19 protein-coding genes are annotated in these 22,873 nt (G+C 72.9%); 10 read left to right on the top strand and 9 right to left on the bottom strand.

Features of this window, described 5'->3' with window-relative positions; genetic code table 11:
* Positions 1-6 precede the first annotated feature (6 nt).
* Positions 7-1,851, top strand: coding sequence for a putative nucleotidyltransferase substrate binding domain-containing protein (locus QI633_RS25905; RefSeq protein ID WP_282427576.1), 1,845 nt, complete (start codon positions 7-9; stop codon positions 1,849-1,851).
* The gene (locus QI633_RS25900) at positions 1,848-2,690 is read left to right on the top strand and encodes a metallophosphoesterase (RefSeq protein ID WP_282427575.1); all 843 of its coding nucleotides are present in this window, start codon (positions 1,848-1,850) and stop codon (positions 2,688-2,690) included. Before QI633_RS25905 ends, QI633_RS25900 begins: the two co-directional genes overlap by 4 nt.
* Before the next feature lie 81 nt (positions 2,691-2,771).
* Here the strand turns inward: QI633_RS25900 and QI633_RS25895 are convergent, their stop codons facing one another.
* A complete protein-coding gene (locus QI633_RS25895) occupies positions 2,772-4,070 on the bottom strand; it encodes an MFS transporter (RefSeq protein WP_282427574.1) in 1,299 nt (432 codons plus the stop codon).
* Between the two features lie 66 nt (positions 4,071-4,136).
* Between QI633_RS25895 and QI633_RS25890 the strand changes: the two genes are divergently transcribed.
* From QI633_RS25890 to QI633_RS25880, 3 genes are all read left to right on the top strand, one after another.
* On the top strand, positions 4,137-4,436 hold the full coding sequence (locus QI633_RS25890) for a DUF1905 domain-containing protein (RefSeq protein ID WP_282427573.1): 300 nt from the start codon (positions 4,137-4,139) through the stop codon (positions 4,434-4,436).
* Positions 4,437-4,542: 106 nt separating this feature from the next.
* The gene (locus QI633_RS25885) at positions 4,543-4,893 is read left to right on the top strand and encodes a YciI family protein (protein WP_282427572.1); all 351 of its coding nucleotides are present in this window, start codon (positions 4,543-4,545) and stop codon (positions 4,891-4,893) included.
* Positions 4,890-6,140: an RNA polymerase sigma factor gene (locus QI633_RS25880; RefSeq protein WP_282427571.1), complete on the top strand. Its 1,251-nt coding sequence runs from the start codon at positions 4,890-4,892 to the stop codon at positions 6,138-6,140. The genes QI633_RS25885 and QI633_RS25880 overlap by 4 nt, the downstream gene beginning before the upstream one ends.
* Here QI633_RS25880 and QI633_RS25875 read toward each other — a convergent pair.
* The 6 genes from QI633_RS25875 to QI633_RS25850 form a co-directional block, all read right to left on the bottom strand.
* Positions 6,112-7,386, bottom strand: coding sequence for a HAMP domain-containing sensor histidine kinase (locus tag QI633_RS25875; RefSeq protein ID WP_282427570.1), 1,275 nt, complete (start codon positions 7,384-7,386; stop codon positions 6,112-6,114). The two genes, QI633_RS25880 and QI633_RS25875, sit on opposite strands and share 29 nt — an antisense overlap.
* A 6-nt stretch (positions 7,387-7,392) precedes the next feature.
* A complete protein-coding gene (locus QI633_RS25870) occupies positions 7,393-8,130 on the bottom strand; it encodes a response regulator transcription factor (protein WP_141796737.1) in 738 nt (245 codons plus the stop codon).
* Positions 8,120-8,515 (bottom strand): hypothetical protein, encoded by a 396-nt coding sequence (locus QI633_RS25865; RefSeq protein ID WP_282427569.1) that lies wholly within the window; start codon positions 8,513-8,515, stop codon positions 8,120-8,122. The genes QI633_RS25870 and QI633_RS25865 overlap by 11 nt, the downstream gene beginning before the upstream one ends.
* Positions 8,515-10,317: an Ig-like domain-containing protein gene (locus QI633_RS25860; RefSeq protein ID WP_141796739.1), complete on the bottom strand. Its 1,803-nt coding sequence runs from the start codon at positions 10,315-10,317 to the stop codon at positions 8,515-8,517. Before QI633_RS25860 ends, QI633_RS25865 begins: the two co-directional genes overlap by 1 nt.
* 174 nt (positions 10,318-10,491) lie before the next feature.
* A complete protein-coding gene (locus QI633_RS25855) occupies positions 10,492-11,046 on the bottom strand; it encodes a signal peptidase I (protein WP_282427568.1) in 555 nt (184 codons plus the stop codon).
* Between the two features lie 2 nt (positions 11,047-11,048).
* Complete coding sequence (locus QI633_RS25850) at positions 11,049-11,579, bottom strand: TasA family protein (protein WP_282427567.1); 531 nt, start codon at positions 11,577-11,579, stop codon at positions 11,049-11,051.
* Positions 11,580-11,892: 313 nt separating this feature from the next.
* On the opposite strand from QI633_RS25850, the gene QI633_RS25845 reads away from it, so the two are divergent.
* From QI633_RS25845 to QI633_RS25830, 4 genes are all read left to right on the top strand, one after another.
* On the top strand, positions 11,893-12,903 hold the full coding sequence (locus QI633_RS25845; RefSeq protein ID WP_282427566.1) for an IS481 family transposase: 1,011 nt from the start codon (positions 11,893-11,895) through the stop codon (positions 12,901-12,903).
* A 169-nt stretch (positions 12,904-13,072) separates the two neighbouring features.
* Complete coding sequence (locus tag QI633_RS25840; protein WP_282427565.1) at positions 13,073-15,070, top strand: M3 family metallopeptidase; 1,998 nt, start codon at positions 13,073-13,075, stop codon at positions 15,068-15,070.
* Positions 15,071-15,230: 160 nt separating this feature from the next.
* Entirely contained in the window at positions 15,231-17,231 is a 2,001-nt protein-coding gene (locus QI633_RS25835) for an Ig-like domain-containing protein (RefSeq protein WP_282427564.1), read from the top strand.
* Positions 17,232-17,360: 129 nt separating this feature from the next.
* Positions 17,361-18,161: a PadR family transcriptional regulator gene (locus QI633_RS25830; RefSeq protein ID WP_282427563.1), complete on the top strand. Its 801-nt coding sequence runs from the start codon at positions 17,361-17,363 to the stop codon at positions 18,159-18,161.
* A gap of 126 nt (positions 18,162-18,287) precedes the next feature.
* Here QI633_RS25830 and QI633_RS25825 read toward each other — a convergent pair whose 3' ends face one another.
* Together QI633_RS25825 and QI633_RS25820 are read right to left on the bottom strand one after the other, a co-directional pair.
* Positions 18,288-19,676, bottom strand: coding sequence for an aspartate aminotransferase family protein (locus tag QI633_RS25825; protein WP_282427562.1), 1,389 nt, complete (start codon positions 19,674-19,676; stop codon positions 18,288-18,290).
* A 5-nt stretch (positions 19,677-19,681) separates the two neighbouring features.
* Positions 19,682-21,169 carry a CoA-acylating methylmalonate-semialdehyde dehydrogenase gene (locus tag QI633_RS25820; protein WP_282427561.1) on the bottom strand — a complete coding sequence of 496 codons (1,488 nt, stop codon included), beginning with the start codon at positions 21,167-21,169 and terminating at the stop codon, positions 19,682-19,684.
* A gap of 89 nt (positions 21,170-21,258) precedes the next feature.
* Here QI633_RS25820 and QI633_RS25815 point away from each other — a divergent pair, with 89 nt between their 5' ends.
* Positions 21,259-22,812: a PucR family transcriptional regulator gene (locus QI633_RS25815; protein WP_141796747.1), complete on the top strand. Its 1,554-nt coding sequence runs from the start codon at positions 21,259-21,261 to the stop codon at positions 22,810-22,812.
* Positions 22,813-22,873 lie beyond the last annotated feature (61 nt).

The raw sequence follows: 22,873 nt of genomic DNA, 5'->3' as shown, positions 1-22,873 counted from the left end.
GCACCCGTGCCGGTTCCTTCGCCCGAGGTGCTCGCCGCACTGCGGGCCACCCCGCCGTTCGACCAGCTCGCCGACGCCGAGGTGGCCGCACTCGGCAGCGCCGCCAAGGTCGAGGAGCACGCCGACCAGGAGGTGCTGCTCGACGCGTTCACGGCCACCCCGCGGCACGTCTTCGTCGTCGTGGCGGGCGAGGTCGCGCTGTGGGTCGACCCGGAGGGCGAGCCCGAGGAACCCGACTTCGTGCTCGGGCCGCACGACGTGTTCGGCCTCGACGCGACCCTGACCGGGCGGGCGATCGGGCCGCTGGCGGTCGCCGCCGGCGCCGTGACCGTGATCCGGCTCCCGGCCGCCCGGGTCTCGGAGCTGCTGGCGGGGGACCGGCCGGTCGTCGTACCGGACCGGTTGGCGGGGCCGCCCGCCTCGGAGTCCCCGGCGTACGTCGTCGTGGACGAGCTCGTCGTCAGCGAGCCGGTCGTCGTCGACCCCACCGAGCCGGTGGTCGACGTCGCGCGGGCGATGACCGCCGCCCGGCACGGGTACGCCGCCGTCCGGCTGCCGCACGGCTGGGGGATGGTGACCGACCGGGTGCTGCGCGAGCGGGTGCTGGCCGGTGACGTCGCCGCCGGCACGGCGGTCGGCGAGCTGGTCTCCGGCGAGACCCCGCACCAGGTGGTCAGCGGGTCCTCGGCCGCCGAGGCGCTGATCCTGCTGCTCGACCGGAAGGCCGACTACGTGCTGGTCGTCGACCGTGACGGCACGCTGCGCGGCTCGGTCGAGCCGCGCGACTTCGTGGTGTCGTCGACGACCGCGGGGGTGTCCCTGCACGAGCAGCTGCGCCGGGCCGCGAGTGTCGAGGAGCTGCAGGAGCGGGCGCGGGGGATCCCCGGCGTACTGGCGACGCTGCTCGACGGTGGGCTCGCGTCCGGCAAGGTGATCCGGGTGCACACGGCGATGCTCGACACGACCGTGCGCCGGATGATCGAGCTCGCCTTCGCCCGCCATCCCGCCCTCGACCCGGACGCGTTCACCTGGCTCTCGCTGGGCAGCAACGGCCGTGGCGAGGCGGTCCCCAGCTCCGACATCGACTCGGCCGCCGCGTTCGACGACGCGGTGACGGCCGACGACATCGTGCGCTACCGGCACGTCTTCGGCGAGATCGCCGACGCCCTCGCCGCTGCCGGTCTCACCGGCGACCAGCACGGTGCCACGGCGGCCCGCGACGCCTTCTCCCGCACCAACGCGGCCTGGCGCGCGGCGGGGGAGCAGTGGCTGGCCGCGCCGGACCGCAACAACGGCGCGATGATGACCTCGCTGCTCGTCGACGGCCGCCCGATCTACGGCGACCCCGGCCTCCCGGCGGTGGCGCAGGTAGTTGCCGGGATGCGCGGGCACCCCGGCACGATGCGGCTGCTGCTCCAGGAGTCCCTGTCGCGGCGGGCCCGGATGCGCTCGCTGCGCGACCTCGTCGCCGGCCGTGGCCGCGACCACTTCGACCTCAAGACCCATGCCCTGCTGCCGATCGTCAACCTCGCCCGGTGGGCCGCGCTGAGCGTCGGGTCGTCCGCGCTGCCGACCACCGAGCGGCTCCGCGCCGCCTCCGGCACGACCGCCCTCCCGGCCCCGCAGGCGCTCGCCCTGGTCGAGGTGTTCGAGACGCTGCAGCGGGTCCGGCTGCGCCACCAGCTGCGCCAGGTCGAGCAGGGCCGGGCCCCCAGCGACCTGGTCGACCTGCACGCGGTCTCCGCGATCGACCGCAGCATCATCACCCGAGCGGTCCGCGAGATCGCCGCCGTACAGCGGCGGATGGACAACATCGCGCTGTACGACGACCCGGAGCGCTGGGGCCGATGACCGCGCCGTCACCGCGGGTGGCCGTGATCGGCGACATCGGCGGGCACCTCGGCGAGCTGCGCGCCGAGCTGGCCCGGCTCGGCGTACCGGACGAGGGGCGGGGTCCGCTCCCGCCCGGCCTGAGCATCGTGCAGGTCGGTGACCTGGTCCACCGCGGGCCGGAGTCTGAGGAGGTGGTGCGCCAGGTCGACGGCTACCTGCGCCAGCAGCCCGGGCAGTGGGTGCAGCTGATCGGCAACCACGAGGCGCAGTACGTCCGCCGCGCCGCCTTCCAGTGGTCGCCCACGCTGGACCCGCGAGCCTCGGACCGCGTGCAGGCGTGGTGGCGCGAGGGTCTGATGGTCCCGTCGGTCGGGCTGTCCGTCGACGGCGAGCAGCTCCTCGTCACCCACGCCGGCGCGACCTCGGCGTTCTGGCGGTCGGTGCTGGGTGCGCCCGACGGCGTGGCGGAGGCGGTCGCCGCGATCCGCGCGCTCGGTGACGATCCCGCGCTGTTCCGCGCCGGCGCCATGATGCAGGGCCGCGACCCCGACCCGCTGGCCGGTCCGCTGTGGGCCGCCGCCGCGAGCGAGCTGGCGATCTCCTGGGCCGGGAGGACACTGCCGTTCAGCCAGGTGCACGGCCACTCGTCGGCCTGGGACTGGGACGCCGGCGCCTGGCGGCTCCCACCGGACCTCGCCGCCCACGCCCGTCTCGACGAGGAGGACCGGCACGTCACGCTGACCCTGCCGGGCGGCCGGATCGTCGGCGTCGACCCGGACCACCGGGTCACCCCGCGCTCACCCTGGCGGGCCTGGGTGGTCGGCGGACCTCAGGCGGTCGTCGAGGTGATCCGGTAGCGGACGGTGTGCGTGTGGTCGGGCTGTTCCCCGCGCATCTGACGAATGGGTCGAGATCCGGCGGATTTCGCAGCCCATTCGTCAGATACGCGGCGCGGACCCGCCCGCCGACGTGATCCGGTAGCGCACGAACGTCGGCACGGCGAGCGCCGCCACGACCACCAGCACGACCACCAGCACGCCGCCGCCCGCTGCCGCGGTCGCCGTACCGACCATGGCGGCGGTGGCGCCGTGCGCGACGTCGGCGATCCGCGGGCCGCCGGCGACGACCACGACGAAGATGCCCTGCAGCCGTCCGCGGACCTCGTCGGCGGCCGCGGTCTGCAGCATCGAGGTGCGGAAGGCGGCCGAGGCCATGTCGGCGGCGCCGCCGACGACGAGCATGAGGACGGCGACCACGAGCCACCCGCGGGCGGCCCCGGGGGTCGCGTCCGCGCCGAGCACCGCGAGGCCGAAGCCGACCATCGCCAGGCCCCACACGACGATGCACCACACGACCGCCCGGCCCTGCGCCGAGATCCGCGAGACCCAGCCGGAGAAGACGCCGCCCAGCACCGCACCCGCGGGGATGCCGGCGAACAGCAGCGCGAAGGCGAGACCGCCCTCGTCGGGGCCGAGGAAGCTCTCGTGGGCGATCTCCGGGAACAGCGCCCGGGGCATGCCGAAGACCATCGCGATGATGTCGACGACGAAGGACATCATCAGCACCGGCTGGCCGCGCAGGTAGGCGATGCCCTCGATGACCGAGCGCAGCCCGGGTGTCCCGGTGGCGATCCCCTCGATCGGCAGGGCGGGCAGCCGGACCACCGCCCACAGGGTCGCGAGCAGCGAGACCGCGTCGCCGGCGTACAGCCACGCGAAGCCGGTGAACGGGATCAGGATGCCCGCGATCAGGGGGCCGCCGATGGCGCCGGCCTGCATCACGGTCATGTTGAGCGAGTTGGCCGCCGGCAGCACCTCGGCGTCGAGCAGCCGCGGCAGCACCGCCGATCGGGTCGGCTGGTTGACCGCGAAGAACGCCTGCTGAACCGAGAACAGCCCGAGCAGCAGCCACACATTGCTCATCCCCAGCGCCGCCTGCAGCCAGAACAGCGCCGCGGTGCCGATCAGCCCGCAGGTCGTGACGAGCAGCATCGTGCGCCGGTCGAAGTGGTCGGCCAGCGCGCCGCCCCACAGGCCGAACACCACGAGCGGGACCAGGCCGAAGACACCGGTCAGGCCGACGTACGCCGACGAGCCTGTGTCGGCGTAGATCTGGGCCGGCACCGCCACCACCGTGAGCTGGGCACCGACGACGGTGATGATGTTGGCCGACCACAGCCGCCGGAAGTGCGGGTTCTGCAGCGGCCGGGTGTCGGCCAGCATCCCGCGGATTCCCACGGGAGCAGGCTACGGAGCGTGGGCCCGCGCCGATGAATCGGCCCCACCGCGACGGTCGACACCACCATGACCACACCAGAGCGGAGCGGCGTCGGACCGCTCGACATCACCTTCACCGAGACACTGCGCGAGAGCGACGCCAAGGGCGGCTGGACCTACGTGATCTGGCCCGAGTCGGTCGACCGGTTCGGCACCCGCGGCCGGGTCAAGGTCCGCGGCACCGTCGACGGCACGCCCTTCGAGACCTCCTTCATGGCGCTCGGCGACGGCACCCACAAGCTGCCGGTCGCCAACGCGCTGCGGGTCGAGTCGGGCAAGCGCGCCGGCGACTCCGTCGAGGTCCACCTGACCGAGCGGCTGGCCTGAGAGAGAAATCGTTGCGAGGCTGTCGTATCGAGCATCCCTCGTTCGTGGAGGGGGTGGGTGGCGGCCATCGGGGCCGTCCCACACCGACCGAGATCAGGAGATCCCCATGACGCAGTACCTGCTGTCCGTGCACGGCAACGAGGACGACTACGAGGAGATCACCCCGGACCAGATGCAGCAGATGTTCGCCGACACCGACCGGTTCAACCAGGGGCTGCAGGCCGACGGGGTCTGGGTGTTCGGCGGTGGGCTCGAGACCGTCACCTCCGCGTCCGTCGTCGACGGCACCGGCGACGCCCCGGTCGTCACCGACGGCCCCTACCTCGAGACCAAGGAGCACATCGGCGGCTTCTGGATCATCGACGTCCCCGACCACGACACCGCCATGCGGTACGCCGCCGCCGGGTCCAAGGCCTGCCAGGGCAAGGTCGAGGTCCGTCCCTTCCAGGCCGAATGAACGCGGAGATCGAGGAGGTCGCGCAGCGACCGTCACGAGATCCCCGCGCAGCCGTCGAACGGATCTTCCGCGACGAGTACGGCCGGCTGATCGCCTCCCTGGTCCGCCGCTTCGGCGACATCGACCTCGCCGAGGACGCGGCCGGGGAAGCGCTCGTCACCGCACTCGAGAAGTGGCCGGCGGACGGCGTGCCGCCCAATCCCGGCGCGTGGCTCACCACCACCGCCGGCAACCGGGCGATCGACCGCATCCGCCGCGAGAAGCTCCGCGATGGCAAGCACCAGGCAGCCGTCATGATCGAGGACGACACACCCCACGAGCCGACCGGCGTCATCGAGGACGACCGGCTCCGGCTGATCTTCACCTGCTGTCACCCGGCGCTCGCACCGGAGGCACGGATCGCGCTCACCCTGCGCCTGCTCGGCGGCCTGACCGTCGCCGAGATCGCCAGCGCCTTCCTCGTCCAGGAGACGACGATGGCGCAGCGGATCACCCGCGCCAAGGCCAAGATCAAGGGCGCGAACATCCCCTACCGGGTGCCGGAGGACGAGGACCTGCCTTCGCGGGTGGGTGCCGTGCTCGCGGTGCTGCTGCTGATCTTCAACGAGGGCTACCTCTCCTCCGGCGACGGCGACCCGGTCCGCGCGGAGCTCACCGGCGAGGCGATCCGGCTGGCGCGGATCCTCCACCAGCTGCTGCCCACCGACCTCGAGGCCACCGGCCTGCTGGCGATGCTGCTGCTCACCGAGGCCCGTCGTACGGCCCGGGTCCGGGGCGGCGAGCTGGTCCCGCTGGAGGAGCAGGACCGCGGCGGCTGGGACCGGGCGCTGATCGCGGAGGGCCACGACCTGGTCCGGGCCTGCCTGGCGGCCAACCGGCCTGGGCGCTACCAGATCCTGGCCGCGGTGAACGCCGTCCACACTGACGCCCCGACCGCCGCCGCGACCGACTGGTCCCAGGTGGTCGCGCTCTACGACCAGCTCGCCCGCATCGACCCGTCGCCGATCGTCGCGCTCAACCGGGCCGTCGCCGTCGCCGAGCTCGACGGCCCCGAGGTCGCGCTCGCGATCGTCGAGCGGCTGCCGCTCGACGGCTACCACGCCTGGCACGCCACCCGTGCCGAGCTGCTGCGCCGGCTCGGTCGCAGCGCCGCCGCGCGGGAGCAGTACGACGCCGCGCTGGCCGTGTGCGACAACCAGGCCGAGCGCGCCTTCCTGCTCAGGAAGCGGGGACAGCTGGCCGGGTGACGGTCCGGTCGCGCGGCGGGAGCCACAGCACGAACCGCGTGGTGGCCGAGGCCGGGTCGAGCGACAGGTGGCCGCCGCACACCTCGGCGAGCTCCGCTGCGACGGCCAGGCCGATCCCCTCGGAGCCGCCGGTCCCGCTGCTCACCCCGCGCCGGAACACCTCGGGGCCCAGCTGCGGGGTGCCCTCGTCGCCGACGACGACCTCCAGGTGGGTGTCGGCGTCGCGGACCTCGACGCTGATCGTGCCGTGGCCGTGCTTGCGGGCGTTGTCGATGAGGACGTCGAGCACCTGCTCCAGTGGCCCGATCGGCACCCGGGTCCGCGAGCGTCGCCCGACCTGCCCGGTGACCAGCTCCCGCGACTCCGCGGCCAGCCGCCGCGACCAGCGTGCCGCGCTCGCCTCCACCACGGCGACGAGGTCGACCACCTGCTGCGCCTCGATCCGGCGGCCGCGGGCCAGGTCGAGCAGCTGGTCGATCGAGCCGCTGAGCCGGTCGAGCTCGCCGAGCCCGCGCTCCAGCTCGACGGCGACCGCGGGGTCGGTCTCCGGCCACAGGGTCAGGTCCTCGAGGTTGAGGCGAAGGGCGGTGATCGGCGTACGCAGCTGGTGGGAGGCGTTGGCGGCGAACTCGCGCTCCCGGCGAACCAGGTCGTCGAGCCGGGTGGCCGCGCCGCGCAGGGAGGTGCCGATCGCGTCGGCCTCCGGGACGGCGTACGTCGGCACGTCGATGTCGAACCGGCCGTGCCCCAGGTCGCGGGAGAACCCGGCGAGGTCCTGGAAGGGGCGCGAGAGGCGGCGGGCGATGAGCACGCCCAGCACCCCCGCGGCGAGTGCCAGCGCCAGGCCGAGGACGACCAGGGGCAGCAGGGCTTCGCGGATGCTCGCGCCGATCGAATCGCCGGTGACGCTCAACCGCAGGGTGCTGCCGTCGGCGAGCTGCCGCGTCACCGTGACGTCCTCGGCGTCGGTCGCGGGGTCGCCCACCACGATCGGCGTCCCCGACGGCCGGTCCAGCTCGACCCGGTCGGCGGCCACCAGTCCCCCGCGGAGCAGGTCCTCGTCGACCTCGCCGCCGCCGCGCGTCCTCTCGGCGACCAGGTCCTCGAGCACCGCCGCGCTGCCGGTCAGGCCGCTGCGGGCCTGGTCGCGGACCAGGTCGGCGAGGAAGTAGGCCCGCGGTACGCCGTACAGGCCGATCACGGCGATCGTGAGGCCGACGAACGCGAGGACCAGCCGGTCACGCATCGGTGCTCAGTCCTCCTCCAACCGGAACCCGACGCCCCGCACGGTGTCGAGCCGGATCGGGGCGTCGCCGTCGACCAGCTTCTGGCGCAGCCGGCCGACCGTGGTGTCGAGGGTCTTGGTCGACCCGAACCAGTTCTCGTCCCAGACCCGGGCCATCAGGTCCTCACGGGTGACCACGGCGCCGCGGCGATCGTCGAGCAGGGCGAGGACGTCGAACTCCTTGGCGGTCAGGGACAGCTCGCTCCCGCCGACCCAGGCGCGGCGGGCGTCCCGGTCGAGTCGGAAGGTCTCCGCGGCCGGCGCAGTGGGTGCGGGGCCGGGGGCGGGCGTCGCGATCACGTCGGGGTCGGCGACCACCGCGGGCCGGTGTGAGCGGCGCAGCAGGGCCCGCACCCGCGCGAGCAGCTCGGAGAGGCTGAACGGCTTGGCCAGGTAGTCGTCGGCGCCGACGTCGAGGCCCACGACCCGGTCGAGCTCACCGGCCCGCGCGGTGAGGATGACGATGCCGCCCTCGAAGCCGTCGGCCCGGACCTGACGGCACACGTCGAGACCGTCCATGTCGGGCAGGCCGAGGTCGAGGAGCAGCAGGTCGATGCCGCCGCCGGCGACCCGGTCGATCGCCGGCCGGCCGGCCGCGACCCGGTCGACGTCGTACCCCTCGCGCTGGACCGCGCGCACGAGCGGGGCGGCGATGGCGTCGTCGTCCTCGACGATCAGCAGGCGCACAGGCACCTCACCGAGCATAGGGGTCGTCGTCGCGCGCACCGGCCACCCGCGCCCGGTGGGTGCGGATCCGGCGGTCGGCGTCGATCGCGGCCAGCACCGCGAGCGGCACCGCCATGCCGACGAGCGCGGCCGGGTCGAGGTCGTGCCGCGGCTGCCCCGGCAGCCCGATGGTGAGCGCGAGGGCGGTGAGCAGCAGCGGTGCGCCCACGACGAGGACCACGGCCAGCCGCGTCTCGAGGCAGTTGACCCGGGCCAGCGCGGCCGCGGCGAGCAGGCTGAGCGGGGCGAGGACCAGCGCGCTCGTCGCGACGTGGTCGCCGCCGAGCGCCCACCACGCCTGGCCGAGGCCGAGCGCCGCGGTGAGCGCCGCCGCCGTCCACGAGCCACGGGTGGGTGCACCCATCAGAACTCCCGGTCGGCTGTGCCGGACTCGGAGACCGGGGTCGCCGCGCAGGCACCGCCGGTCGTGGCCAGCACCGCCGTCGACGGCGTCCACACCATCGTCGAGGGCGTCGTCACGGTGCGCAGGCCGTTGCCGCTCGCCAGCGACCCGACGGTGATCGTCACGACCGTGCGGTCCACCCCGTCCACGGTGAGTGTGGTCGTGGTCATCGTGGCGTTGAACAGCGCGGTCTTGCGTCCCTTGACGTAGTCCTCGCGCAGTCCGACCGAGCCGAGCTGCACGGTGGAGCCGTTGCGGAGCACGTCGATCGCGTCGCTCTTGCTGGTGCCGCCGAGCAGGTTGCCGTCGCGCAGCCGCAGGGTCACCGGAAGGGCGGCGCCGGTCCACCCGGCGCTGATGGTGCCGGGGGCGACGACGTCGCTGTAGGTCAGGGTCAGCGTGTCGCCGGCGTCGACCCGGCCGGCGGTGCCCTCGCCGTTGGCGCTCTGCACGTCGACGGCGCGGAGCCGGCTGTTGTCCACCTTGCGAGCGCTGAGCACCGCCGAGGTGACCGTCGCGCCCCGGCCGTCGGTCAGCACGGCGCGCAGGTCGTAGGAGCCGTTCGGGACCGCGGTGGTGTCCCAGGCGCAGGAGTACGGCGCCGCGGCGGCGGTGCAGATGTCGGTCCAGGTGGACGTCCCGGTCGCGGCGTACTGGACCCGGACCGAGGTCACGCCCGCGGTCGAGCTGCCCTGGGCCGTGATCGTCGCCCGGCCGGACAGGAAGGCGCCCGGGTCGTCGAGGGACACCGAGGAGACGGTGTTGTCGACGACCCGGCCGGTCACGGCCGCGGAGGTCGCGATGTTGCCGGCCACGTCGGTCGCCACCGCCCGGAAGGCGTAGCTGCCGTCGGCCAGCGAGGTCGTCGCGAAGCGGCAGGACCAGGGGTCCACCGTCAGCACGCACAGGCTCTGGAAGCCGCCGCCGGCCGGGGCGTACTGCAGCACGACCTGCTGCACGCCCGAGCCCGCGTCGCTCGCGGTGGCGGCGAAGGTCGCCGTACCGCTGAGGGGAGTGCCGGGGTCGACCATCGCGACCGTGGGCGCGGCGTTGTCGACGAGCACGTCGCTGACGACGGCCGAGGTGGCCGAGGACAGCCCCGAGGTGGCGACGGCCCGCAGGTCGAAGGAGTCGTTGGCGAAGCCGGTCGTCGACCAGGTGCAGGTGAACGGCGCGCTCAGCCCGCTGCACAGCGTCTTCCAGCTGGTGCCGCCGTTGGTCGTGTACTGGACCGTGACCAGCCACGGCAGCAGGCCGCCGTTGTAGACGGTGGACCTGAGCGCGACGCTGCCGCGCACGACGTCTCCGGGGTCGCCGAGCACGACGAGGACGTTGTTGGCGACGGTCGTGCTGACCACGTCCGAGACGGACGAGTAGCCGGCCCCGTTGACCGCGCGGACCCGCAGGTCGTAGCCGCCGTCGGCACTGGCGCGGGTGTTCCAGGCGCAGGTGTACGGCGCGGCGGCGGTCGTGCAGGCCGTGGTCCAGGTGCTCGCGCCCGGCGCGAGGTACTGGAAGACGACGGAGGTGATCGCCGACTCCGCGTCGGTGACCGTCGCGCTCAGCGTCACGGTGCCCTGCACCGGCGTCCCCGGCGAGGCGAGGCTGACAGCCGGAGGCGTCCAGTCGTCCGCGGCCCGCACTGTCGCGGTGTTCGTCGTCGAGCGCACGAAGGTCGCGTCCGAGGACGTCGTGGACGCCAGGACCAGCCACGCGCCGAGCAGGCCGAGGACGGCCAGTCGCAGGGCGGTCGGGAGTCGCATGGGGCGTCCTTCGTGACGGGTCGGGCTACGGGGTGAGGCTCGTCCTCAACGCTAGGGAGGACGACGCCACGGGAGATCCACGGACAGGTCACGCGATCTCCACAAAACGAGGGGCGCCGGGCCCGCGTTCCCACAGACGCGGACCCGGCTGTCCCCAGTCGACGGCCGTGGCCGTCAGGCCGTCCGGACTCGGCCCCCCAGCGTCGAGTCCGGACGAGAGCGGAGGGCAGCGACGAGCTGCCCGAGGCTGAGCAGGGCGACCAGTCCCGCCGGTACGCCGATCACGAGCATCCGGGTGTCCCGGTCGGCGAGCGCGAGCAGCGCGTACCCGACGTATGGCACCGAGAACGTGACCACCGGCTGCTGCTGCGAGGTGAGCGAGAACCGCCACGGGTCGGGGTCCGGGTTGGCGTCGCCCTGGGTGCGCAGCACCTGCCTGCCCTGGTCGTCCCGCGTGATCCGGACGATCCGGTGGGTCACCAGCGTGGTGACGCCCGAGGCGGCCGGCGGCTGGTAGGTGATGACGTCGCCGACCTCCAGGTCGGCCGCCGCGACCTCGCGCTCGAAGACCACCGAGCCCTTGTCGTACGTCCCGGTCATCGAGCCGCCGGTGATGACGTAGCGCTGGAACCCGAGGCCCGACGGCAGCACGAAGGCGACCGCGGCGAGCGCGACGGCGACGAGCGCCAGGGTGGCGGCGCCGTTGGCGACGCGACGGGTGGCGGCCATGGTCAGTTGGTGTAGCTGTCGCCGTTGAGCTGGACCGAGTCCCACTGGTAGGCGGCCGAGGCGGCCTTGCCCTGGTCGGCGTTCGGCGCGGTGGCGGCGAGCTTCACGGTGAACCGGAAGGTGTCGACCGCGCTCGGCTGGATCACGCCGATGTCGGTCTTCGCGCCGTCGACCAGGCCGCCGAAGGTGCCGTTGTAGACGGTCGCGCCGGTCGTGGTGTTCGTGATGGCCAGGGTCAGGTTGTCGCCGGTGAACCCGTTGGTCGAGGACGTCTCGGTCAGGCTGAACGACGCCGGCAGGCTGCCGGTGTTGGTCAGCGACAGGGTGCCGGTCAGGGTGTCGCCCGGCTTGAGACCGGTCAGGTCGAAGATCGCGCCGCCGTCCTTGGAGTTCGCCTGCGCCAGGGTGCCCGAGGTCACCGCGCTGATCGTGTTGCCCGACTGCGACGTGAACGTCGCGCCGGAGCCCACGGCGATCGCGCCGGCGGCGGACAGGGTGGCGAGCGGGACGAGGATCCTGCGGGACATGCGCATGGCGGGGCTTCTCCTGTGGGGGTCGTGCTCGTCGTGAGCAGCGGTGGTGGTGATGACCAGAACTCTGCTCGCCGGCGATCCACAGCCGATCCACGAGAAGCCCGCACGACCTCCCCGGTACCGCCACAGCTCGCCACAGGTCTCCACAGCTCGGCACAGCTCGCCACGAGCGCCCCGGTGGGTTCCCTAGGTGTGATGCCCAGGCACGTTGGTCGAGATCGTGTGACGACACGGTCTGAGCTGTAGATGGACGAAGGCCTCCCGGGTGTGGAGTGGAGCTGTCTAGGAACCGCTCCCACCGCAGGAGGCCTTCGTGTCACACGCTACCCATGCCAACGCAGCCCTGACCCCACGTGCGCGCCTACGTCTTGCGCGCCTGATCGTCGATCACGGCTGGCCGCCAGCTCGAGCTGCCGAGCGCTACGACGTCTCGTGGCGCACAGCGAAGAAGTGGGCCGATCGCTACCGCGACGAGGGACCGGACGGAATGCTCGACCGGTCCTCAGCCCCGCATCGGCAGCCGAACCGCACACCGGCGCCGATCGTGCGCAAGATCGTGCACCTGCGCTGGAAGCAGCGACTCGGCCCCGTCGAGATCGCCGACCGCCTCAACATGCCTGCCTCGACCGTGCACGCGGTCCTGGTCCGCTGCCGGATCAACCGCCTCTCCCACATCGACCGCGCCACCGGCGAGCCGATCCGCCGCTACGAGCACGAGAAGCCCGGCGACCTGATGCATGTCGACGTCAAGAAACTCGGCAAGGTCCCCGACGGCGGCGGCTGGCGCTACGTCGGGCGTCAGCAGGGCGAGAAGAACCGGTCGGCCACAGTCGCGCGAACAGGCGTGCCTCGCAACAAGTGGCGCAACCCGGTGATCGGGACCTGTTACCTGCACACCGTTGTCGACGACCACTCCCGCGTGGCCTACGTCGAGGCTCACGACGACGAGACCAAGGAGACCGCGGCCGAGGTCCTCAAGAACGCGGTCGCCTGGTTCGCCGAACGCGGCGTCGTCGTGAAGCGCGTGCTCAGCGACAACGGCAGCTGCTACAAGTCCCACTTGTGGCGCGACACCTGTGCCGATCTGGGCATCACGCCGAAGAAGACTCGGCCCTACCGTCCGCAGACCAACGGCAAGATCGAGCGCTTCCACCGCACCCTGGCCGAAGGCTGGGCATTCAAGAAGTTCTACAACTCCGAGTCAGCCCGGCTCGCCGCTCTGCCAGCATGGATCCACGAGTACAACCACCACCGGCCCCACTCAGCAATCGGGAAGGCCGCACCCATCACCAGGCTGGACAACCTGGCTGGGCATCACACCTAGGGAAGCACTGATCAATCCCGCCTGCTACGCGCCGCGATCCACGCACGCTGGCTGCGTTGCAGACGCTCGACGTGCGCCCAGCATGACTTCGCGCCTGCGCCTTGCCATCGCGCGCGCCTCGCGACGCTCGCGACGGCGCCATTGATCAGTGCTTCCCTAGGCTGGCGTCATGACGCCGACTCCCCTCGCCCTGCCCACGTCCGCCGCCGACTGGCCCGCGTGGTTCCGGGCGCGCACCGAGTCGGAGCTGACGCGGGCGGCCGAGCTGGTCGACGCGCTCCGGGCGGACCCGCCGACCGACCCGGTCGCCGTACTGCGCCAGTGGGACCGGGCCGCGGGCCACCTCGGCAACGCGGCCGCCGCGGGATCCCTTCTCGGCAACGTGCACCCTGCAGGCGAGGTGCGCGACCTCGCCGACGCCGCCGAGCAGGAGGCGCAGCGGATCGGCACCGCCTGGGGCCTGGACCGCGAGCTGTACGACGTGTTCGCGGCGATCGACGACGCCGCGGTCGCCCACGACCCGCTGGCCGCGCGAGTGCTGGCGAAGGTGCGCGACGACTTCCGCCGCTCCGGCGTCGACAAGGACGAGGCCACTCGGGCCCGGATCGCCGAGGTCCGCGAGCGGATCACCGAGCTCGACCAGGAGTTCAGCCGGGTGATCCGCGACGACGTCCGCACCGTGCGGGTCACGCCCCAGGACCTCGCCGGCATGCCCGACGACTGGCTGGCCGCCCACCCCGTCGACGACGAGGGCATGGTCACCGTCACCACCGACTACCCCGACTCGGTGCCGGTGCGGATGTTCGCCCGCGACCAGGACGTGCGCCGGGAGGTGACCATCGCCTTCCTCGACCGCGGCTGGCCGACCACCGAACCGCTGCTGACCGAGCTGTTCACGCTGCGCCACGAGCTCGCCACGACCGTCGGGTACGCCGACTGGCCGTCGTACGACGCCGACGTGAAGATGATCGGTGACGGCCCCGCCATCCCCGCGTTCATCGAGCGGATCGTCGAGGCCGCCGAGGAGCCGATGCGCCGCGACCTCGCCCAGCTGCTCGAGCGCTATCGCCGCGACTTCCCCGACGCGACCGAGGTCCCCGGCTACGACTACAACCACTACGCCGAGCTGGTCCGCGCCGAGAGGTACGACGTCGACTCCCAGCGGGTGCGCACCTACTTCGACTTCGCCAAGGTGCGCGACGGGCTGCTGGCCGTCACCGGGCGGCTGTTCGGCCTGCGCTACGAGCAGGTCGACGTACCCGTGTGGCACGAGGACGTCACGGCGTACGACGTCTTCCGCACCGCATCCCCGGAGGTTGAGGTGCGAGGAGCGCCAGCGACGAGCCTCGAAACCCGGATCGGGCGGATCCACCTCGACCTGCACCCCCGCGAGGGCAAGTACAAGCACGCCGCACAGTTCACGCTGACCGACGGCGTGCGCGGCGAGCAGCTGCCGGAAGGCGTGCTGGTGTGCAACTTCGCGCGCGGGCTGATGGAGCACGACCACGTCGTCACGCTGTTCCACGAGTTCGGCCACCTGCTGCACCACGTCCTCGGCGGTCACGGCGACTGGTTCCGCTTCGCCGGCGTCGCCACCGAGTGGGACTTCGTCGAGGCGCCGAGCCAGATGCTCGAGGAGTGGGCCTGGCACGCCGACGTGCTGCGCACCTTCGCCACTGACGCCGCCGGCGACCCGATCCCCGCCGACCTGGTCGCCGCGATGCGCGCCGCCGACGACTACGGCAAGGGCATCTACGCCCGCACCCAGATGTTCTACGCCGCCATGTCGTACTGGTTCCACGCCGACCGCGTGCACGGCGCGGACGCTCCCGACCTCACCGACCGGATGATCCAGCTCCAGGCGAGGTACGCCGCCCTGCCGTACCTGCCCGGCACCCACATGTTCGCCAGCTTCGGCCACCTCGGCGGCTACAGCTCGGGCTACTACACCTACATGTGGTCGCTGGTGATCGCGAAGGACATGTTCAGCGCCTTCGACCCCGACGGCACAGGCGACCTGTTCAGCCCCGCCGCCATCGACACTGCGCGGCGCTACCGCGACGCCGTCCTCGTGCCCGGCGGTTCCGGCGACGCGGCCGACCTGGTCGCGGACTTCCTCGGCCGGCCGAGCTCGTTCACGTCGTACGCGGCGTGGCTGGCGCGGTGATGCGGCGGCCCCTTGTAACTAAGTGTTACGGCACGGTTATCCACCACTTGCGCCCCATTGGCCCCAAATCGGCGCTGTAACACTTAGTTACAAGCACGCGCGCGGCGCCTAGTCCGTCCTGACCATTCCAGGTCCCCGCGACCCGGCCGACCATCGAGACATGTCCCCGAACCGGCTGCTCTCCCCGATCAGGATCCTGCTCGCGCTGCTCCTCGGCGGCGCCCTCGTCACCGGCCCGCTGTCCCCGCCGGCGTCGGCCAGTGGACCCACCACCGACTGCACCCTGCAGGCCAGGACCAACCCGAGCATGTACGGCGAGCCGGCCACCTTCCGGTTCTTCGCCGCGGCCCGGCTTCCCGAGGACGTGCCGCCGTCGCCGTCCGGACTCGTGACCTTCTTCGACGGCCTTCCGGTCCTGGGGCACGTCCTCGGCACGGCCGTCCTCCTCCCCGAGCTGACCAAGGACAACAACGACGTCGAGTTCACCACCAGCGACCTGAGCGTCGGCGATCACGACGTGTACGCCGTCCTGGTCGGGCCGTCGGGACCCTGCCCGATCCCGCCGAGCGTCGGTCAGCACGTCAACCCACCGCCGGCCAGCCCCAGCAGCACGGCGATCGGCTCCTCCGTGAACCCCTCCCGCTTCGGGCAGTCGGTGACCTTCACCGCCGCGGTCGCCCGCCAGGGCGGCGGAGCCGTGGCCGGGTCGGTGCAGTTCCGGGCGGACGGCGCCGACGTCGGCGGACCGGTCGCCGTCGACGCGACCGGGCACGCCTCCGTCGCGACCGGGTCGCTCGCGGTCGGCGCGCACGCGATCACCGCGACCTTCACCAGCGTCAACGCCGACACGCTCGGCAGCGACGGCACCCTGGCCGGTGGCCAGGTGGTGCAGGCCGCCGACACGCACACGGGCGTCACGTCGTCGGCGAACCCGTCCGAGCTCGGGCGGTCCGTCACCTTCACGGCGCAGGTCACGGCGGTGGCGCCGGGCGCCGGGAACCCCGGTGGCACCGTCCAGTTCAGCGCCGACGGCTCGCCGATCGGCGTACCCCAGGGCGTCGACGGCTCGGGCCGGGCCTCGGTCTCGACGTCCGGCCTCGCCGTCGGCACGCACACGGTGACCGCTTCCTACACCTCCGGCGACGACCGCTTCAACGGCAGCGCGGGCTCGGTCGACCAGACGGTCGAGCGGGTCCGGACCACGCTGAGGTACGACGGCGCGACGAGCGGTGACTTCCACGACCCCGCCCTCCTCGGCGCCACGCTGACCCGCACCACCGGTGGCACGCCGGTCGCGGGTGCCGTCGTACACCTCACGATGGGTGGCGAGAACTGCGACGCGACGACCGACGGGAGCGGCCGGGCGACCTGCTCGATCACGCCGCAGGAGGCGGCCGGGGCCTACGCGGCCGGCGCCGCCTACGACGGCGACGCGAGCACGCAGCCCAGCGCGGACAGCACGACCTTCACGGTGACCCGCGAGCAGACCTCGCTCGACTACACCGGCGACACGGTGATCCTGAACGGCGGCACCGCCCACGCGTCGGCGCGGCTGACCGAGGACGACGGGGCTCCCGTGCTGGCAGGCCGGAGCGTCGTGTTCACCCTCGGCAGCGCGACGAGCGCGCAGACCTGCACCGGGCTCACCGACGCGACCGGCGCCGCCGCGTGCGACATCGGCTCGGTCGCGCAGCCGCTCGGCCCGGGCACGATCACGGCGAGCTTCGCGCAGGACCCGTACTACCTCGCCTCGACCGACGCCGCCGACACGATCCTGTTCGCGTTCCCCAGTCGCGGTGGGTTCGTCGTGGGCGACCGCGGTACGACGACCGGTGCGGCGGTGCGGTTCTACGACCCCTCCTGGAACCAGGTGAACAGCCTCAGCGGTGGGCTGGCCCCGAGCGCTTTCAAGGGCTTCGCGACCGCGCCCGGCAACCCGCCGCGCTGCGGCGGCACGTTCACCTATGCCGCGAAGCCCGGCAACAGCGGGGCACCGCCGGCCACGGTGCCGAGCTACATGGGCACCCTCGTGACCAGCAGGGTGACCAGTGCGGGCTCGACGATCACCGGCACGATCGCCCGGATCGTGGTCGTGCGGACGTCGTCGTACGGCTCCCTCGACCAGGGCGGACGCGGGACGGTGGTGGCCGTCGTGTGCTGAAAGCCCTTGAACCGGACTCCTTCATCGCGTACGGTTGCGATATATCGCGATACGAACACGAACTGTTCTCGCGATATCTCGAACCGAACCGGGGCTCACGAGGTCCCCGCAACCGAAGGAGGTCCCGCCATGGGACACCACCACGAGAACTCACGTCCGTACGACGACCGCGACCCCTGGGGTCGCTCCGAGCCCCGGGGCTTCCAGCGCCGCAACCGCGGCGGCGGCCCCGGGCCCTGGGGCGGTGCCTGGGCCGGCTGGGAGTGGGGCGAGCCCGGCCGCGGCCGGGGCCGCCACGGAGGCCCCGGCTTCGGTCCGGGCGGACCGGGCATGCCGCCGCCGTGGCTCGCCGGCCTGTTCGGCATGGGCCGTCCCGAGCCGGGCCGCGGCCCGCGGGTACGCCGCGGCGACGTCCGCTCGGCCATCCTCGACGTGCTCCGCGACGCCAACCAGCGCGAGGAGTCGCCGAACGGCTACCAGGTGATCCAGGCGATCACCGACCGCAGCGGCGGCGTGTGGAAGCCGAGCCCCGGCTCGGTCTACCCGACCGTCCAGCAGCTCCAGGACGAGGACCTGGTCGAGATCGACGAGGCCCGCGGTCGCCGCGCGATGCGGCTCACCGCCGCGGGCGCGGCCTGGTGCGAGGAGCACGCCGACGAGCTCGCCGCCGTCTGGGCGCCCTTCGACCGCTCGCGCGAGAAGGCCCAGGCCGGCCCCGCCGACCAGGGCCATGCCGACCTGAAGGCCGAGATCGGCCAGGTCATGGGCGCGGTCTGGCAGATCGTCACCGCCGGCTCCGACGCCCAGCGCCGGGCCGCGGTCGACGTACTCGTCGAGGCCCGCCGCAGCCTCTACGGAATCCTCGCCGACGGCCCCACCCCGGCCACCGACCCCGAGGACCCCGCCGACCCGGCCGAAACTGACGCCTGATCCACGCCGACCCGGCACAAACTGCCGTGAAAACAACGCCGACCCGGCGCGAAGTGTCTTTGCGAAAAGACACTTTGTGCCGGGTCGGCCCGTTTTCGGCGGCACTTCGCGCCGGGTCGGCGGACCTCAGGAGCCGGTGTAGTACTCGTCCGCCACGGTGAGCGCCTGGTCGAGGATGGCGAGCCCCTCGAGCAGCTCCTCGCGCGAGGTGGTGCACGGAGGGGCGACGTGGGTGCGGTTGAAGTGGACGAACGGCCACAGTCCCCGCTCCTTGCAGGCGGCGGTGAACCGGGCCATCGGCTCGGCGTCGGGGCCGGCGGCGTTGAAGGGGACGAGCGGCTCGCGGGTCGCGCGGTCGCGGACCAGCTCGATCGCCCAGAACATGCCGAGGCCGCGTACGTCGCCGACCGAGGGGTGCTTCTCCGCGAGCTCGGCCAGCCGCGGCCCGATCACGTCGCGACCCATCGCCGTGACGTGGTCGAGCACCCCGTCGGACATGACGCGGATCGACGCGACGGCGGCCGCGCAGGCCAGCGGGTGGCCGGAGTAGGTGAGTCCGCCCGGGTAGGCGCGCTCGCGGAAGGTGTCGAAGATCGACTCCGAGATCACGACGCCGCCCAGCGGCACGTACCCGGAGTTCACGCCCTTGGCGAACGTGATCAGGTCCGGTACGACGCCCCAGTGGTCGATCGCGAACCACTCGCCGCAGCGCCCGAAGCCCGCCATCACCTCGTCCGCGATGAGCACGATGCCGTGCCGGTCGCACAGCTCGCGTACGCCGGCCAGGTAGCCCGGCGGCGGCACCAGGATGCCGTTCGTGCCGACGACCGTCTCGAGGATGATCGCCGCGATGGTTGCGGGCCCCTCGACCATGATCGTGTCGGCCAGGTGCTGGAGGGCACGCTCGCCCTCCTCGGCCTCCGAGGTGGAGTGGAAGGCCGAGCGGTAGGTGTAGGGCCCCCAGAAGTGCACCGATCCGGGGATCGACGGCTCGGAGGGCCAGCGCCGCGGGTCGCCGGTCAGCGCGATCGCTCCGGCGGTCGCGCCGTGGTAGCTGCGGTACGTCGAGAGCACCTTGTGCTTCCCGGTGTGCAGCCGCGCCATCCGGATCGCGTTCTCGTTGGCCTCGGCGCCGCCGTTGGTGAAGAAGACGTGGTTCAGCGAGCCGGGCGCGCGTTCGGCGATCAGCCGGGCCGCCTCGCCGCGTACGTCGTTGGCGAACGCCGGCTGCACCATGCACAGCCGGGCGGCCTGCTCCTGGATCGCCGCGACCAGCGCGGGGTGCTGGTAGCCGAGGTTGAGGTTGACCAGCTGCGAGGAGAAGTCGAGGTACTTGCGGCCCTCGTAGTCCCAGAACCGCGACCCCTCGCCGCCGGCGACCGGGAGCGGGCTGATCCTGTCCTGCGCGGACCAGGAGTGGAAGACGTGCGCGCGGTCGTCGGCGACGACGCTCGCGGCGAGGGAGTCGGCCGGCGAGTCGGCCGAGGAGCTGGTGGCGGGGTCGAGGAGGGTCATCGCGGTCACCGGTTCCGCGGGAAGCCGAGGTCGACCGTCGAGGTCGCCGGGTCGGGCCAGCGGGAGGTGACGACCTTGGCGCGGGTGAAGAACGCCAGGCCCTCGGGGCCGTACATGTGGTGCGAGCCGAACAGCGAGTTCTTCCAGCCGCCGAACGAGTGGTGCGCGACGGGGACCGGGATCGGCACGTTGACGCCGACCATGCCGACCTCGATCTCGCGCTCGAACTGGCGGGCGGCGCCGCCGTCGCGGGTGAACAGCGCGACGCCGTTGGCGTACTCGTTGCGGTTGATCAGTGCGATCGCCTCGTCGAAGGTGTCGACCCGCACGACCGACAGCACCGGGCCGAAGATCTCGTCGCGGTAGACCGACATGTCCTCCGACACGTGGTCGATCAGCGAGGGGCCGAGGAAGAAGCCGGACGCCGGAAGCTCGGACTGCCGGCCGTCGAGGACGACGGTCGCGCCGGCGGCGGAGCCGGCGTCGACGTACCCGGCCACCCGGTCGCGGTGCGCCTCGGTGATGAGCGGGCCCATCCCGGTGCCCGCGACGGTGCCGTCGCCGATCACGATGTCGTTGGCGCGGACGGTGATCTCCTTGATCAGCTGGTCGGCGACGTCGCCGACCGCGACCAGCACGGAGACCGCCATGCAGCGCTCGCCCGCGGATCCGTACGCCGCCGACACGGCCGCGTCCGCCGCCATGCCGAGGTCGGCGTCGGGCAGGACGACCATGTGGTTCTTGGCGCCGCCGAGGGCCTGGACCCGCTTGCCGGCGCGGGTGCCCGACTCGTAGACGGACTTCGCGACCGGGGTGGAGCCGACGAAGCTGACGGCCGCGACGTCCTCGTGGTCGATCAGCGACTGGACGGCCGTGGCGTCGCCCTGGACGACGGTGAACACGCCGTCCGGCAGGCCGGCCTGCTTCCACAGCTCGGCGAGCAGGAGGGACGCCGAGGGGTCGCGCTCGCTCGGCTTGAGGATGAACGCGTTGCCGGCCGCGATCGCCGTGGTGCACATCCACAGCGGCACCATGGCCGGGAAGTTGAAGGGCGTGATGCCGACGACGACGCCGAGCGCCTCGCGCACGGTGCGTACGTCGATGCCGGTGCTGACCTCGGAGGAGTAGCTGCCCTTGAGGTGCTCGGCGATGCCGACGGCGTAGTCGACGTTGTCGAGGCCGCGGGCGACCTCGCCGGCCGCGTCGTCGAGGACCTTGCCGTGCTCGGCGGTGATGGCGGCGGCCAGCTCGTCGGCGTGGCTGCGGACCAGCTCGCGGAACGCGAACAGCACCTGGGTACGACGCGCGAGGCTCGAGCGGCTCCACGCGGCCGCGGCGGCCGACGCCGAGGCGACGGCCCGGTCGACCAGGGCGGTGTCGGCGAGCTGGAGCTCGCCGGTGACCTCACCGGTGGCGGGGTTGTAGACGGGCTGGGTGCGGGCGTCGGCGACGGCCACAGCGGCGCCGTCGATCCAGTGGCTGATCGTGCTCATGGCCCGAAGGTAGGCGCCCGGACCGGCCGCTGAGTAGCATCAACCTGTCACGATATCGGCCAACGACTTTACAGACTGGAAGGACGCGGATGCTGCCCACGCTGGCCGAGGTACTGGCCCTGCCGGAGGTACGACGCGGGGACCCGGTCGTGCTGGCCGGCGCGGGCCGGCTGCAGCGGGCGATCCGATGGGTGCACGTCGCCGAGCTGGCCGACATCGCGCCGCTCCTCCAGGGCGACGAGCTGCTGCTCAACACCGGCATCCTGCTGCCGTCGACCGACCGCGGCCTGCGCCAGTACGTCGCGGGGCTCGCCGAGGTGGGGCTCGCCGGGCTGGCCATCGAGCTCGGCCGGCGCTACACCGACCGGCTCCCGGACGTCCTCGTCGAGGCGGCCGAGGAGCATGACCTGCCGCTGATCGCGTTCCGCCGGGAGACCTCGTTCGTGGCGGTCACGCAGGCGGTCCACCAGATCGTCGTGAACGCGCAGATGACCGAGCTGGAGGCCTCCGAGGAGGCGCACCGCGCGTTCACCCGGCTCACCCTCGGCCGCGCCCGTCCGCAGCAGGTCGTCGACCTGGTGGCCGAGATGGCCGACCGGCCGGTGGTCTTCGAGAACCTGGTCCACCACGTGATCGCCTACAACGCCGCCGGCCGCGACCACGACGCCGTGATCGGGGACTGGGAGCGGCGCTCGCGCAGTGCCCGGATGCTCGGCACCGACGCGGCGGTCGACGTCGGCCCGGAGCCCGGTCGGTTCGGCCGCCTGGTCCTGCTCGCCGACGCCGCCGACGGGGAGCTGACCGCGCGTCAGCGGATGCTCCTCGAGCGCGGCGCGACCGCGCTTGCGATGGGCCGGTTGATCGACCGCGACGCCCAGAGCCTCGAGCTCCAGGCCCACCGCACCCTGCTGACCGAGCTCGCCGCCGGCGTCGACGTGCCCCACCTCGCGGCCCGGCTGACCTCGCTCGGGCTGCGCTGGAAGGGCCGCCACGTCACCGGGCTGGTCGTGCGGCTGCCGCGACCGGGCAGCGCCGACGAGCTGCGCGGCGTGGCCTCGGACCTGCTCGACGAGCTGCGGGTACGACGTACCAGCGGCCTGGTCGGACCCGTCGACGACGAGCGGGTGGTCGCGCTGGTCGCGCACGCCGCTGGCGCCGTCGACGTCCTCACCGACCGGCTGGTCGAGCGGCTGGCCCGCACCGGCGCGCGGCTGGTCCTCGGCGTCGGCTCGGCCGTCGACGACGTCGCCGGGTCCGGCGGTAGCGTGCGCGAGGCGCTCGTCGTCGCCGACTCGGCGGCGCCCACCGACCCGCCGCGGGCGGTGCGCCTCTACGACCTGCGGCTGCGCGGCCTGCTCCACCTGCTGCGCCACGACCCCCGCGTGCAGCAGTACGTCGAGCGCGAGCTCGGCACTCTCCTGGCCCACGACGCCCGAACCGGTGAGCAGCTCACGACCACGCTGGCGGCGTACTGCCGCACGGGCGGCAACAAGGTGCGCACCGCCGAGCTCTGCCACATCTCGCGACCGGCGCTCTACGCCCGGTTGCAGCGGATCGGCCAGGTCGTCGACATCGACCTGGCCGATCCGGAGAACGTGCTCGCCCTGCACGTGGCGCTGCTCGCGCGCGAGGTGATGGCTTAGCTTCGCCCTGATCCACCGATGGCTGGCTACTACGCGTCACCCCAGCGGCGCGCTCGCTGCG

The sequence above is a fragment of the Nocardioides sp. QY071 genome, from assembly GCF_029961765.1.
Taxonomy (GTDB): domain Bacteria; phylum Actinomycetota; class Actinomycetes; order Propionibacteriales; family Nocardioidaceae; genus Nocardioides.
Note: the sequence above shows the minus strand (reverse complement) of the source record. Positions and strands in the feature narration are given on the sequence as shown.

Excerpts from the sequence above, each read along its gene's own strand:
- QI633_RS25900 (WP_282427575.1), top strand. The coding sequence starts at position 1,848 with ATGACCGCGCCGTCACCGCGGGTGGCCGTGATCGGCGACATCGGCGGG.
- QI633_RS25890 (WP_282427573.1), top strand. The coding sequence starts at position 4,137 with ATGACCACACCAGAGCGGAGCGGCGTCGGACCGCTCGACATCACCTTC.
- QI633_RS25885 (WP_282427572.1), top strand. The coding sequence starts at position 4,543 with ATGACGCAGTACCTGCTGTCCGTGCACGGCAACGAGGACGACTACGAG.
- QI633_RS25880 (WP_282427571.1), top strand. The coding sequence starts at position 4,890 with ATGAACGCGGAGATCGAGGAGGTCGCGCAGCGACCGTCACGAGATCCC.
- QI633_RS25875 (WP_282427570.1), bottom strand. The coding sequence starts at position 7,386 with ATGCGTGACCGGCTGGTCCTCGCGTTCGTCGGCCTCACGATCGCCGTG.
- QI633_RS25870 (WP_141796737.1), bottom strand. The coding sequence starts at position 8,130 with ATGCTCGGTGAGGTGCCTGTGCGCCTGCTGATCGTCGAGGACGACGAC.
- QI633_RS25865 (WP_282427569.1), bottom strand. The coding sequence starts at position 8,515 with ATGGGTGCACCCACCCGTGGCTCGTGGACGGCGGCGGCGCTCACCGCG.
- QI633_RS25860 (WP_141796739.1), bottom strand. The coding sequence starts at position 10,317 with ATGCGACTCCCGACCGCCCTGCGACTGGCCGTCCTCGGCCTGCTCGGC.
- QI633_RS25855 (WP_282427568.1), bottom strand. The coding sequence starts at position 11,046 with ATGGCCGCCACCCGTCGCGTCGCCAACGGCGCCGCCACCCTGGCGCTC.
- QI633_RS25850 (WP_282427567.1), bottom strand. The coding sequence starts at position 11,579 with ATGCGCATGTCCCGCAGGATCCTCGTCCCGCTCGCCACCCTGTCCGCC.
- QI633_RS25840 (WP_282427565.1), top strand. The coding sequence starts at position 13,073 with ATGACGCCGACTCCCCTCGCCCTGCCCACGTCCGCCGCCGACTGGCCC.
- QI633_RS25835 (WP_282427564.1), top strand. The coding sequence starts at position 15,231 with ATGTCCCCGAACCGGCTGCTCTCCCCGATCAGGATCCTGCTCGCGCTG.
- QI633_RS25830 (WP_282427563.1), top strand. The coding sequence starts at position 17,361 with ATGGGACACCACCACGAGAACTCACGTCCGTACGACGACCGCGACCCC.
- QI633_RS25825 (WP_282427562.1), bottom strand. The coding sequence starts at position 19,676 with ATGACCCTCCTCGACCCCGCCACCAGCTCCTCGGCCGACTCGCCGGCC.
- QI633_RS25820 (WP_282427561.1), bottom strand. The coding sequence starts at position 21,169 with ATGAGCACGATCAGCCACTGGATCGACGGCGCCGCTGTGGCCGTCGCC.
- QI633_RS25815 (WP_141796747.1), top strand. The coding sequence starts at position 21,259 with ATGCTGCCCACGCTGGCCGAGGTACTGGCCCTGCCGGAGGTACGACGC.